The sequence below is a fragment of the Rhodococcus sp. BH5 genome, from assembly GCF_027583855.1.
Taxonomy (GTDB): domain Bacteria; phylum Actinomycetota; class Actinomycetes; order Mycobacteriales; family Mycobacteriaceae; genus Rhodococcus_F; species Rhodococcus_F qingshengii.
Window position 1 is genome coordinate 392,535 of the sequence record NZ_JAJHVW010000006.1, and the last position, 12,084, is coordinate 404,618.

Sequence of the window (12,084 nt, forward strand, 5' to 3'; positions counted from 1 at the left end):
AAGTATGTTCGATTAAACTTTGAGCATGGACAGTCGGGAAGCGTGGCAGCTGGATGGCGAGGACCTCAAGAGTGAGGTTCTGGATCTGGTGCGCACCCGACACGAATTGCAGTCGCGGATGGTGTTGCTGATCGTGGAGATGTTTTCCCGGGAGGTTCTCGGCGGGAAGGGTTTTCGGGCGATCGCGCAATGGCTGCACGGGTCGACGAATCTGGAGATCGGCGAGTGCAGCCTGCTCGTCGGCTTGGCGCGGTTGTTGATGCTCGAACCCGTTGTCGGCGATGCATTCCATCGCGGCGATGTGGATGCGTTGAAAGCCCGTCAGGTGGCGTCGTTCTGTCAGCATCCACCCAAGAACATGACCCCGGCCGATGTGGACAAGGCCCGCGGGATTCTGTTGGGGTTGGCGTCGAAGAACATCGCCGATTGTGATGCGGTGCGGGCAGCGATCCGGCGGATCGAGAAGCAGTACGGCAAGCGTGAGGACGGCGTTCCGGTGGGGGAAGATTCGGAGCGTAACGATTTCTACGCGTCGAAAGGTTTGTACGGGCGCGTGTCGGTGAAGGGTGATCTGGATGCTGTGAACGGGGCCCGTCTGATCACGTTGTTGTCGAGCCTGTCGGCTCCGACACCGGAGAAGGACGGCGTCAAGGACACCCGTACCCCGGCATTACGGCGGGCGGACGGGTTTTGCGAGTTGTTGCGTCGGTACGAGCGGGCGGGGTTGGGTCCGATCGAAGGCGGAGTGAAACCGCACATCACGGTCACCGCCAGCGCAAAAGACATGACAGACCTCAAGGCTTTGAAAGACCTCCTGCCGTCCACTGAGGAGTTGGGGTTTGCGTGGGCGGATTGGGTGGGCCCGATCAGCATCGATACTGCGCGGATGCTGGCCTGCGACTGCACCGTGACGCGGATCTTGTTGGATGAGAATGGTGTTCCGCTCGACTGCGGCAAAGGAAGCGAGAACAGCAACGGTGCCGCAGCGGCGGGCGTTGGCGGTGCGTGATGGTGGGTGCGCGTTTCCGGGGTGCGGGACGCCGTCGGGGTGGTGCGATGCCCATCATATTGTTCACTGGAACGATGGTGGCCCAACGGATCTCGATAATCTGATCTTGTTGTGCGGTCATCATCACCGGACGCTGCACCACACGGAGTGGCGGGTGGAGATCGGTCCCGACCGAAAAACAGTGTTCTATCCACCGATGTCGATTGATCCGTTCCAGCGGCCCATCGGCGGGAACAGTCCGCCCACCGCGGCGTGAATCGCGACAACTGAAGACGTGAGCACCGGGGCACAACCATGCCCCGCTGCTTGCTCAATCCAGTATTTACTCAAGACAACGTGATGTCGGCAATCAGGCCGTGATGATCGGATCCCTCGATCTCGATCCGTTCCAAGGATGTCGCCACGGCGCCTTTCGTGATGATGTGGTCGATACCGACCACCGCCGGATATCGCTTGTCGGTCGGATAGGTCGGGATCAGGCCGGAACCCAATTGGTCGGCGGCGCTGGTGTATCCGTTCGTGAGAAGATTCCGGAACTGTTTGTTCGAGTACGACGCGTTGAAGTCGCCGCTCACTATCACGTTGTCCCGCCCGGCGACTTTGTCCATGTAAGACCCAAGCCTTCGCTGCTCGTCCGCCCACACCGAAGCCGGTGAGATGTACGCCGGTGCCGGATGCACGGCGAACAATGTGACTGGCTGCGCCAAGCCGACATTCAGTTCTGTGGACAGCGTTTCGGGTGAGAATCCGTCGAGGCTACGCGGATTGGAGAGTGGAAAGCGACTGTAGATTCCGGCCCCGCCACCACCGTCGGTGTAGGGGACGAGGAATTGGTGGCTCAGAACCTCGTCAAGCCCGGCGGCTTCGAGCGCGTCGGCTTCCTGGTACGTCAACTCCTGGACCGTCACCACGTCGACCTCGCGTTCGCGGACCATCGCCACAAGCGACTCCGGATCCGCTGCACCGACCATCAAGTTGGCCTGCATGATTCGAATCGATGGACCGTTCGCAGACGTCGACTCCCCAGTTCCGCCGATGTACAGCGGGCTCACAGACCATCCGAACAACCCAAGGACGAGGATCGAGGCGGCGCACACGATCCACTGACGCCCGATACCCGAGACGACGGCACCGATCAGCGGAGCAATCATCAACAAGGGCGCCACTGACGCCAGAACGATCACGATGTTGTGATCGACGTCCAACTGAGTTGCGATCAAGGCAACCAAACCAGTCACGATGCCGGCCACACCGGCCACGGCCGAAAGGCGGCGAAGAACCAGTCGACGAGGGGTCACGGCATCGGGTTGCATGACGTCCATGGAAGCAGAAGAGCGTCGTAGCTCCGGGAAACTGCAGGTGGAGTCGGTGCGCCCTATTGTTTGCGCCCTATTGTTGCGGATACGGAAGGTGGCTGCTGCTGTTCTCACTGACGGAGATCGAGCGGCCGAGTTGGGGGAAGGCGCGTTGAGAGCACGCTGGCCTGTCACAGACTTTGCACCCCGCGCCGATCGGCACGATGGTCGCGGGGTCGTCCGTCTGAATTCCGTGTGAGTAGACCATGCGATCGGCGTAGCCGATGTCGCAACCGAGTCCGACGGCGAAGTTGCGCTCGGGTGCGAGGTACCCGAGTCCGCCGCTGTGGGTAGTGCGCGCCACCCAGAGGTATGTCCGGCCGTCGGGCATCTTCGCGACCTGAGTGAGGATGCGACCTGGGCTCGCGAATGCCTCGTGGATGACCCACAGCGGGCAGCTGCCTCCGACTCTGGAGAAGTGAAAGGCGGTAGCAGACTGACGCTTCGAGATGTTTCCGGCGCGATCGGTTCGGACGAAGAAGAAAGGGATGCCGCGTTGGCCGTGTCGTTGGAGAGTGGACAACCGGTGGCAGACTGTCTCGAAGCCGACCTCGAACTTGAGGCTGAGCAGGTCGATGTCGTACCGCAAGGCCTCAGCGGATTGCAGGAATTGGGTGTACGGGAGTAGCAGTGCGCCGGCAAAGTAGTGTGCGAGTCCGACGCGAGCCAGCGCTGCGGACTCGGCGCTCAATGATTCATCCTCGGCGACAAGGGAATCGATCACGTCGGCCTGCGTGAAGAAGGCCAACTGCATTGCGATCTGGAACGCGCGTTGTCCTGCCGACAGACGACGGGCGAGTGTGAGGACCGACTTGTTCGGATCGTAGTAACGCTTGGGCCCGAGCTTGTCGGGTTCGTCGGTACGGATCGTCACGGTGACGCCGTGCTGATCGCGAAGTAGTCGTGCCAGTTGCAAATCCACTGCGCCCACGGACAATCCGTTGTCCAGAAACATCTGCTCGGCAGCGTCGTCCAGAACGGCGATGTGATTCTTTCGGTCGTAGAAGAAGTCCCGAACTTCCTCGTAGGGCATCGGTACGAGTGACACATCGGACGCTGGTTCGCCGGACAACTGCGTCGAGAACTGGTCCAACTGCTCTGTCGCGGCGTGAAGGCGGCGGTGCAACATCACGAGGGTGCGTCCGACCGCCGGCATGCGGGCCACCAATTCGTCCACCTCGGCCAGAGATACGTCTCCAGATTCCGAAGTTTCGGCCAAGGCGTGATGAACGTCCGCAACCAGGCGTGCGTCGGAATCGGAGGCGAAGAATTGCACGTCGAGATCGAACTCGGCGTTGAGCTTGAGAAGGACGGGCACCGTCAGCGGTCGTTGATCGTTCTCCAGTTGATTGACATAGCTGGGGGAGAGTTCGAGTGCCTTCGCCAGTGCGGACTGTGACAGGTTTCGTTCCTCCCGCAGCCGTCGCAGCCGCGCTCCCGCGTACATCTTCTTCATCGAATCTCCTCGGTGCCGATCGCGTTCACCCTACCGAGAAGCTATTCGCAACATTCGCAACATTGCAGCATTGTCATTGCACAAATAGGCAATTGCGAGGGCCTATCCCGAGGTGAATGAGCTGCGTAGCGTGCAAATAGATACCGAAGAACGTGAGAAGAGGACCGATGAAGACGCATCTCGTACGCACTCACCGCTCTGCCGAAGAGTTCCCCAAGGAAGACCACCTCGCGTGGAAGATCGCGGAAGTTGCGACGGATTCCGTCGACGTCACCGACGCCACATCCGACATGATCGTCAACCGGATCATCGACAACGCGGCAGTTGCCGCAGCTTCCCTGGTGCGCCGTCCCGTGGTGAATGCGCGGGCGCAAGCACAGTCGCATCCGTATACGCCGGGCTCCACCGTGTTCGGTATCCCCGGTACGTTCTCTCCTGAATGGGCCGCCTGGGCCAACGGTGTCGCGGTTCGTGAACTCGATTTCCACGACACGTTCCTCGCCGCCGAGTACTCGCACCCCGGAGACAACATCCCGCCGATCCTCGCCGTCGCTCAGCACACCGGCCGTGACGGTCGAGACCTGATTCGTGGTCTGGCGACCGGCTACGAGATCCAGATCGACCTGGTTCGGGCTATCTGCCTGCACGAGCACAAGATCGACCACGTCGCACACCTCGGCCCCTCGGCTGCGGCAGGTATCGGAACTTTGCTGGGCCTGGGCACCGAGACGGTCTACCAGGCAATCGGCCAGGCACTGCACCTCACGACAGCGACACGTCAGTCCCGCAAGGGCGAGATCTCCAGTTGGAAGGCGTACGCGCCTGCGCTGGCAGGCAAGGTTGCCGTAGAGGCGGTCGACCGTGCGATGCGCGGTGAGGGCGCACCGTCACCGATCTGGGAAGGCGAAGACGGCGTCATCGCCTGGCTACTCGGTGGCCCGGACAAGGAGTACCACGTTCCGCTGCCCGGTTCGGGTGAGGCGAAGCGCGCCATCCTCGACTCGTACACCAAAGAACACTCCGCGGAGTACCAGAGCCAGGCGCCGATCGACCTCGCTCGCCGAATGCGTTCTCGTGTCGGTGATCTCGACCAGATCGCGTCGATCGTCCTGCATACCAGTCACCACACCCACGTCGTCATCGGCACCGGTTCCGGCGATCCGCAGAAGTTCGACCCGACCGCCTCGCGTGAAACCCTCGACCACTCGGTGATGTACATCTTTGCCGTTGCGCTACAGGACGGTACGTGGCACCACGAACATTCCTACGCGTCCGAGCGTGCACAGCGCGCGGACACGATCGAGCTGTGGAACAAGATCTCCACGCGCGAAGATCCCGAATGGACACGCCGTTACCACTCGACGGATCCGGACGAGAAGGCTTTCGGTGCTCGCGCCGAGATCACCTTGAAGAGCGGCGAAGTCATCGTCGACGAGCTTGCGGTGGCCGATGCGCACCCGCTCGGCGCACGTCCGTTCGCTCGCGATCAGTACGTCGCGAAATTCCGCACCCTCGCCGAGGGCGTCATCGAGCCGAGCGAACAGGACCGCTTCCTCGATGCGGCTCAGCGCACCGCCGAATTGAAGGCAGGCGAACTCGATCAGCTGACCTTCACCGTTTCCGAAGACGTTCTCGCTCGGGCTCCCAAGGTCGCCAAGGGACTTTTCTGATGTCGGGCCTCATCGCAGCAGCGACGTCTGCAGCCGACAAGCGGATTGCCTTCCGGGCGGGGCTGACGTCCGGAAAGATTCAGCGCTTGCCAGGTGCCATCAATCCGCTGACAGCCAAGCTCATTGAGGAAATCGGATTCGAAGGTGTCTACGTTTCAGGTGGTGCGTACTCCGCCGGATTGGCGCTTCCCGACATCGGACTGACCACCTTGACCGAGGTCGTCGGCCACAGCAAGCAGATCGCGCGCGTCACGGACCTCCCGACGCTCATCGACGCCGACACCGGATTCGGTGAACCCATGAGCGCGGCCCGCACGGTCACGATCTTCGAGGACGACGGAATAGCCGGTCTGCACCTCGAGGACCAGATCAACCCCAAACGCTGCGGGCACCTCGACGGCAAAGCAATTGTGCCCACCGAAGACATGGTTCGCCGTGTTCGTGCTGCAGTGTCGGCGCGCCGTGATCCGAACTTCGTCATCTGCGCGCGCACCGATGCTGCCGGTATCGACGGTATCGACGCGGCGATCGAGCGAGCAAAGGCCTACGCGGATGCCGGTGCCGATCTGATCTTCACCGAAGCCCTTGCCGCCGAAGCAGACTTCGAGAAGTTCCGCGCAGCGGTCGACACTCCGCTCCTCGCCAACATGACCGAGTTCGGGAAGTCGAATCTCATTTCGGCGAAGACGTTGGAAGAGATCGGTTTCAACGCCGTCATCTACCCCGTGACCACCCTTCGGCTGGCGATGTTCGCTATCGAAAAGGGTCTGCGCGAGATTTTTGCGGAGGGCACGCAAGAAGGACTGCTCGGCGAAATGCAGCATCGCAGCAGGTTGTACGAGATTCTCGAGTACGAGCGCTACAACGAATTCGACAGTGGCATTTTCAATTTCAGCTTGGAGGGGAGTAGGACATGACCGAACAGATTCCGACGATCTACAAGGGCTTGGCCGGAGTTGTCGTCGATACGACGGCTATCTCCAAGGTAGTGCCCGAGACGAATTCGTTGACGTATCGCGGTTACGCAGTGCAGGACCTTGCCGCGAACTGCAGCTTCGAAGAAGTTGCGCACCTGCTCTGGTACGGCGAACTGCCGACTCCCGAGCAGCTCGAATTACTCTGCCTGCGTGAGCGTGCGGCCCGTCGTGCCGACCGCTCACTGCTCTCGCTTCTGACCAAGATGCCGGACAACTGCCACCCCATGGATGTTGTCCGCACGGCGATCAGCTACCTCGGCGCCGAGGATCCGGCGGAGGACGACAACTCGGAGAAGGCCAATCTGGCCAAGGCGCTGCGGATGACAGCTGTGCTGCCGACCATCGTCGCAGCCGATTTCCGCCGCCGGCGCGGTCAGGATCCCATCGCGCCGCAGTCGGACCTGGGTTTCGCCGAAAACTTCTTGAACATGTGCTTCGGTGCTGTTCCGGAGCCGGCGATCGTGAAGGCCTTCGAGGTCTCGCTGATCCTGTACGCGGAGCACTCCTTCAACGCCTCGACGTTCGCCGCTCGTGTTGTGACGTCCACACTTTCGGACATCTACAGCGCAGTGACCGCTGCTATCGGCACACTCAAGGGCCCGTTGCACGGCGGTGCAAACGAAGCTGTCATGCACGACATGCTCGAGATCGACGACCCCGACCGCGCCGAAGCCTGGATGTCGGAGAAGTTGGCTGTCAAGGAGAAGGTCATGGGCTTCGGGCACCGCGTCTACAAGAACGGTGATTCGCGTGTTCCGACCATGAAGCAGGCCCTCCTCGACCTCGCGGCAGCGACCGACGGCGAGAAGTGGGTGCAGATGTACGAGATCCTCGAGAAGACAATGGTCAGTGCCACCGGAATCAAGCCGAATCTCGATTTCCCCACGGGCCCTGCATATTTTCTCATGGGCTTCGACGTCGAGATGTTCACGCCGATCTTCGTGATGAGCCGCATCACCGGATGGACGGCGCACATCATCGAGCAGGGGCAGTCGAATGCACTGATCAGGCCGCTGAGCCAGTATTCGGGCGTGCCGCAGCGCACTGTCGTGGCATGACACTTTTTGCTGTCGTGGCATGACGCCCCTTTGATACTGCGTCGGCGAGGTTCGGTTCTGGCATCACCGTCTCCTGGCCTCGTCGACGCTTCTCCGTTCGCACTATCTGCAACTTTGCATCGAGAATTCGCAAAGATATTCAAGTGCAATGTGTTTCGACTCTTCTCTACCGGAAATAACGTGAGTGTCATGACTGAAACGCACGAAGAAATCTTGATCATCCGTCGTGGCGAGACCCTCGACGTCGTGTTCAACCGGCCGGAAAAGCGCAACGCATTGACCCCGCAGATGTACGACGCCATTGCCGGAGCCTGCCGGCGCGCCGACTCCGACCGCGAGATTCGGTTACTCACTCTCCGAGGTGCTGGGGGAGAGGCGTTCTCGGCGGGCTCCGACATTGGCCACTTTCAAACCTTCTCGAGCTTTCAGGACGGGCTCGACTACGAAAGCCGGTTCGTCGGCGTACTGACCGAACTCGAGAAAGTGAGGGTTCCCACCCTCGCGGTCATCGACGGTGTGTGCGCGGGAGCAGGGCTGTTGCTGTCGGCAGCGTGCGATGTGCGGATCGCGACGCAGGGGTCACGCTTCTGCCTACCGATCGCGCGCACACTCGGAAACTCGTTGTCGATCCATTCCGTGGCGTTGCTGGCGGACAGGATCGGCAGTTCGCGTCTGATGTCGTTGATCGCTCGGGCTGGGGTGATGTCGAGTGGCCAGGCTCTGCGGAGCGGCTTCCTCAGCGACTGTGCAACAGAGTCCGAGTTCGCGACCCTGACTGCCCAGGTATCTCGCGATCTACTTGCCGCCGCCCCGATGACCGTCTGGACTATTCGGGAGTCCCTGCGACGCATCAGAACCCGAGTGATTGCCGACAACGATGATCTGATGAGCATGATCTACAGCAGTGACGACTTCAAAGCCGGCGTCGACGGTTTCCTTCGCGGGGAACGACCGGTGTGGGCCGGCGTGTAGTTCGGCGGTAGAACCACAGGCTTGCGTTGGAGCGCGCTCTAACCCCTAGCGTTGCCGACCATGACAACAAAGACCTGGATCATCACTGGAGTTTCTCAGGGTTTCGGCCGTGAACTCGCACTGTCTGCACTTCGATCGGGGGACGCGGTAGTCGCTGCAGTTCGTCGTCCCGAGTCCGTTGCAGATATTGCGTCGGCGAATCCGGATCGGTTCTCGGCGGTGACGTTCGACGTCAGAGATACCGCAGCGGCTCCGGGCGTCGTCGAATATGCGCTCGAGCGTTTCGGTCGTATCGACGTGCTGGTCAACAATGCCGGTCGTGGGATGGTCGGCGCGGCGGAGATGGTGGAGGATTCGACCTTGCGGGATCTCATGGAACTGCACCTGATCGGACCCGCCGCGTTGGTGCGCGCCGTCCTCCCGTCGATGCGAGTGCAGGGCAGCGGGACGATCGTGCAGATGAGCAGTCAAGGCGGCCGTATGTCGTTTCCCGGCGTCGGGGCGTACTCGGCGTCGAAGTTCGCTCTCGAGGGTTGGTCGGAGGCTCTCGCCGGTGAGGTCGCGCAGTTCGGCGTTCGGGTGATGATCGTCGAGCCCAGCCGATTCCGTACAGCATTCAACACGCCTGGCGTTCTGAGCTTCGCCGAATCATCATCGGAATACCGTGATTTGCTGGATCCCGTTCTGCGGGACATGGCGGCCGCAGACGGTGTTCAGGAGGGTGATCCGGAGAGAGCAGCAGAGATCATCACCTCGCTTGTGCACAGCGAGAATGTGCCATTTCGTCTGCCACTCGGAAAGGAAGCCGTGGAGCGTGTCTCCGCGTCGTATCGGAAGAATCTCGCCGAGGTATGCGTCTGGGCCGACCTGGCTCGCAGCGCCGATTTCGCGGATGCTGCCGGACCCGTCCGTCCGTTCTAGGCTGAGAAGCATGGCTACCGAAGACTTGATGCGTAAGGCACTCGAGGCACTTGGGGAAGTGAACGGGCCCATGTCGATCGAGGTGATTCACCGACTCGTCGATGCAGGAGACGTTCAGGAGCCGATGTCGATCGCCGAAGTCTCGGACCTGCTGGATGTCTCGGCACATACGCTGCGCTACTACGAGAAGATCGGTCTGGTCGAGGTCGATCGTGACTCGAGCGGACATCGTGTGTACGGTCCGGAATCGGTTCGCAGGCTGGTGTTTCTGACCCGCATGCGCATCTCGGGTATGGCGATTCGCGACCTGCAGCACTACGTCGAACTGGTCGACGCCGGTGAAGGGACAGTTCCGGAGAGGCTCGACATGCTGCTCGAACACCGGGACACCGTTCGTCGGCAGATCAAGGAGCTCACGTTGTCTTTGGCTGCGACGGAGTACAAGATTGCGACGTACGGCGGGCGGACCGGAGAGCAGGAGTGATCGGTTCAGTGGATGTGAGTGGCTGTTTTCGTGACTCGCCCTCTTCTGATTCCGATCGAGACGAACGCGCCAATCAGGGAGACGATGGCGCCCACCCACATCGTCGTCTGCAGCCCATACATGAATGCAGTCTCTGTCGCTGATCGCAGTGTGAGGGAAAGAGCCGGGTCAATTTCTGTCACGACTGGTGTGGTGCCCTGGGCGACGGCGCGAACCGCATCTTCCGAGACTCGATCGACTATGAAGTCGGGAATGACGTTGCCCAGTAGTGTTTCGTGGAACTTTGCTGCGGATGCCGCCGCCATCACGGCTCCGAGCACTGAAGTTCCGAGGATACCGCCAACTTGAAGTGAGGTCTGATGGACGCCCGCGGCAGGTCCGGCGTCTGCGACGTTCGCATTCCCTAGGATCGCTTGGACTGACGCAGTCATCACAAACCCGATTCCCAGGCCCAGTACCACAAACGGAATGGCCAGAGAAAGGTAGCTTCCGTGTGGTTCGATGGTGGTGAACAGTAGGAATCCCACTGCGCTGAGCAACATTCCCATAAACAAGGGCGGACGTGCGCCGTACCGTTTGATGATCCAACCGCAACTGCTCGAAGCGATTACATTCGCGATACTCATCGGGAGGATGTGGAGTCCAGCGGCCATGGGGGAGTCACCGTTGATCTGTTGCAAGAACAAGAGAATGAAGAACAGTGAGCCGACAAGCGCAAAGAAGGAGATGATTGTCAGGATGACTCCGAGTGTGATTGACCGGTCAGCGAATAGCCGAAGCGGCACCAAAGGATCCGATGCGCGTCGCTCCGCTTCTACGAAGGCCAAACCAGTGACGGTTCCACCGACCAGCCACCCGATGACATGCCAATCAGTCCAACCACTTTCGGGGGCTTTTATAAGTCCATAGGTTATGGCGAGGAGTGAACTCGTCAGCAAGATCGAACCCAGGACGTCGAACTTTACAGTCCGTTCGACCCGGCCCTTGGGGAGCAGAAACAATCCTGTAGCGAGGGAAATCGCCGCAACGGGGACGTTGATCAAGAAGGCCCATCGCCAGCTGGTGTGCTCGATCAGCAATCCGCCGATCAGGGGGCCGGCGGCGGATGAAGCGCCGATCAGCGATGCGAAGACCGCAAGCGCCTTCGGAAGTGTTGCCTCGGAGAAGAGGGACCGAAGCAACGCCAGAGCGTTGGTGACGATCAGTGCGCCGAAAATTCCCTGGCCGAGTCTCGAGAAGATCACCATTTCTACACTGTGCGCCAGGGCAATTCCCGCTGATGCCAGCCCGAAACCGACGATCCCTGAAAGGAATACAGATCGTCGTCCGAAGCGATCGCCCAACCTTCCCGCGAGAACAAGCGTTGCCGCCATCGCGAGCAGATAGATGTTGGTAATCCATTGCAAACCAGAGAGACTCGCGCCTAGATCGACGACAAGAACCGGATTGGCCACTGCCGTTATCGTGCCGTCGAGCGAAACGATGAGAACGCCGAGTACGATCGCAGTCATGGCGACCCAGGGATTGGAGTCTCGAGGTGGATCGGTGACTGGGAGTGCGTGGATTTCAGTACTGCCAGTAGATGTCACTGAGGTCTACTACTTTCTGATCGATCGGAGTTCTTCAGAGGTTGATCATGTGGCCGGCGAGGCCGTGGATCGCTTCCTGCAGTGCCTCACTGAGTGTGGGGTGGGTGTGGACGTTGCGTGCCAACTCGTTGACCGTGAGGTCCCACTTCTGGGCCAAGGTCAGCTCGGGCAGCAGTTCCGAAACGTCCGGTCCGATGAGGTGCCCGCCGAGCAGTTCGCCGTACTTCTTGTCGCCGATCAGCTTGACGAAACCGGTCGGGTCACCGAGACCGTGTGCCTTGCCGTTGGCAGCGAACGGGAAATTCGCGACCTTGACGTCGTAGCCCTCGGCCTTGGCCTGCTCCTCGGTCAAACCGAACGAGGCGACCTGCGGCTGGCAGAACGTCGCACGCGGCATCATCCGGTAGTCACCGAGTGTCTGCGTCTCCGCGCCGCCGATGGTCTCGGCAGCGACGACAGCCTGAGCTTCCGCGACGTGCGCGAGCTGCAGCTTGGCGGTGACGTCACCGATGGCGAAGATGTGCGGGACGTTGGTGCGCATGTAGTCGTCGATCGCGATGGCGCCGCGATCGGTCAACGCGACACCGGTGTTC

General features: G+C 60.8%; 10 protein-coding genes and 1 pseudogene. 7 read left to right on the top strand and 4 right to left on the bottom strand.

Annotated features, from left to right (window positions below):
• Positions 1–25 precede the first annotated feature (25 nt).
• A pseudogene (locus tag RhoBH5_RS18365) lies at positions 26–1,265 on the top strand (DUF222 domain-containing protein).
• A gap of 70 nt (positions 1,266–1,335) precedes the next feature.
• Here RhoBH5_RS18365 and RhoBH5_RS18370 read toward each other — a convergent pair.
• Together RhoBH5_RS18370 and RhoBH5_RS18375 are read right to left on the bottom strand one after the other, a co-directional pair.
• A complete protein-coding gene (locus RhoBH5_RS18370; protein WP_228401321.1) occupies positions 1,336–2,331 on the bottom strand; it encodes an endonuclease/exonuclease/phosphatase family protein in 996 nt (331 codons plus the stop codon).
• Positions 2,332–2,398: 67 nt separating this feature from the next.
• Positions 2,399–3,820 (bottom strand): short-chain fatty acyl-CoA regulator family protein, encoded by a 1,422-nt coding sequence (locus tag RhoBH5_RS18375; RefSeq protein ID WP_003939891.1) that lies wholly within the window; start codon positions 3,818–3,820, stop codon positions 2,399–2,401.
• A 167-nt stretch (positions 3,821–3,987) separates the two neighbouring features.
• Between RhoBH5_RS18375 and prpD the strand changes: the two genes are divergently transcribed.
• The 6 genes from prpD to RhoBH5_RS18405 all read left to right on the top strand — a co-directional run bounded on the left by prpD (position 3,988) and on the right by RhoBH5_RS18405 (position 9,902).
• A complete protein-coding gene (gene prpD, locus RhoBH5_RS18380; protein ID WP_003939787.1) occupies positions 3,988–5,490 on the top strand; it encodes a 2-methylcitrate dehydratase PrpD in 1,503 nt (500 codons plus the stop codon).
• Entirely contained in the window at positions 5,490–6,407 is a 918-nt protein-coding gene (gene prpB, locus RhoBH5_RS18385) for a methylisocitrate lyase (protein ID WP_228401320.1), read from the top strand. The genes prpD and prpB overlap by 1 nt, the downstream gene beginning before the upstream one ends.
• Positions 6,404–7,525: a bifunctional 2-methylcitrate synthase/citrate synthase gene (locus RhoBH5_RS18390; RefSeq protein ID WP_228401319.1), complete on the top strand. Its 1,122-nt coding sequence runs from the start codon at positions 6,404–6,406 to the stop codon at positions 7,523–7,525. The genes prpB and RhoBH5_RS18390 overlap by 4 nt, the downstream gene beginning before the upstream one ends.
• 189 nt (positions 7,526–7,714) lie before the next feature.
• Positions 7,715–8,497, top strand: a complete 783-nt coding sequence (locus RhoBH5_RS18395) for an enoyl-CoA hydratase (protein WP_228401318.1) — start codon at positions 7,715–7,717, stop codon at positions 8,495–8,497.
• 60 nt (positions 8,498–8,557) lie between these two features.
• Positions 8,558–9,418 (top strand): SDR family NAD(P)-dependent oxidoreductase, encoded by an 861-nt coding sequence (locus RhoBH5_RS18400; protein WP_228401317.1) that lies wholly within the window; start codon positions 8,558–8,560, stop codon positions 9,416–9,418.
• A gap of 10 nt (positions 9,419–9,428) precedes the next feature.
• Positions 9,429–9,902: a MerR family transcriptional regulator gene (locus tag RhoBH5_RS18405; protein WP_228401316.1), complete on the top strand. Its 474-nt coding sequence runs from the start codon at positions 9,429–9,431 to the stop codon at positions 9,900–9,902.
• A 5-nt stretch (positions 9,903–9,907) separates the two neighbouring features.
• Here RhoBH5_RS18405 and RhoBH5_RS18410 read toward each other — a convergent pair whose 3' ends face one another.
• Together RhoBH5_RS18410 and RhoBH5_RS18415 are read right to left on the bottom strand one after the other, a co-directional pair.
• Positions 9,908–11,413, bottom strand: coding sequence for an MFS transporter (locus RhoBH5_RS18410; RefSeq protein WP_270008632.1), 1,506 nt, complete (start codon positions 11,411–11,413; stop codon positions 9,908–9,910).
• Between the two features lie 112 nt (positions 11,414–11,525).
• A partial coding sequence (locus RhoBH5_RS18415) for an FAD-dependent oxidoreductase (protein ID WP_270008633.1) occupies positions 11,526–12,084 on the bottom strand: 559 nt, incomplete at its 5' end.

Excerpts from the sequence above, each read along its gene's own strand:
- RhoBH5_RS18370 (WP_228401321.1), bottom strand. The coding sequence starts at position 2,331 with ATGGACGTCATGCAACCCGATGCCGTGACCCCTCGTCGACTGGTTCTT.
- RhoBH5_RS18375 (WP_003939891.1), bottom strand. The coding sequence starts at position 3,820 with ATGAAGAAGATGTACGCGGGAGCGCGGCTGCGACGGCTGCGGGAGGAA.
- prpD (WP_003939787.1), top strand. The coding sequence starts at position 3,988 with ATGAAGACGCATCTCGTACGCACTCACCGCTCTGCCGAAGAGTTCCCC.
- prpB (WP_228401320.1), top strand. The coding sequence starts at position 5,490 with ATGTCGGGCCTCATCGCAGCAGCGACGTCTGCAGCCGACAAGCGGATT.
- RhoBH5_RS18390 (WP_228401319.1), top strand. The coding sequence starts at position 6,404 with ATGACCGAACAGATTCCGACGATCTACAAGGGCTTGGCCGGAGTTGTC.
- RhoBH5_RS18395 (WP_228401318.1), top strand. The coding sequence starts at position 7,715 with ATGACTGAAACGCACGAAGAAATCTTGATCATCCGTCGTGGCGAGACC.
- RhoBH5_RS18400 (WP_228401317.1), top strand. The coding sequence starts at position 8,558 with ATGACAACAAAGACCTGGATCATCACTGGAGTTTCTCAGGGTTTCGGC.
- RhoBH5_RS18405 (WP_228401316.1), top strand. The coding sequence starts at position 9,429 with ATGGCTACCGAAGACTTGATGCGTAAGGCACTCGAGGCACTTGGGGAA.
- RhoBH5_RS18410 (WP_270008632.1), bottom strand. The coding sequence starts at position 11,413 with ATGACTGCGATCGTACTCGGCGTTCTCATCGTTTCGCTCGACGGCACG.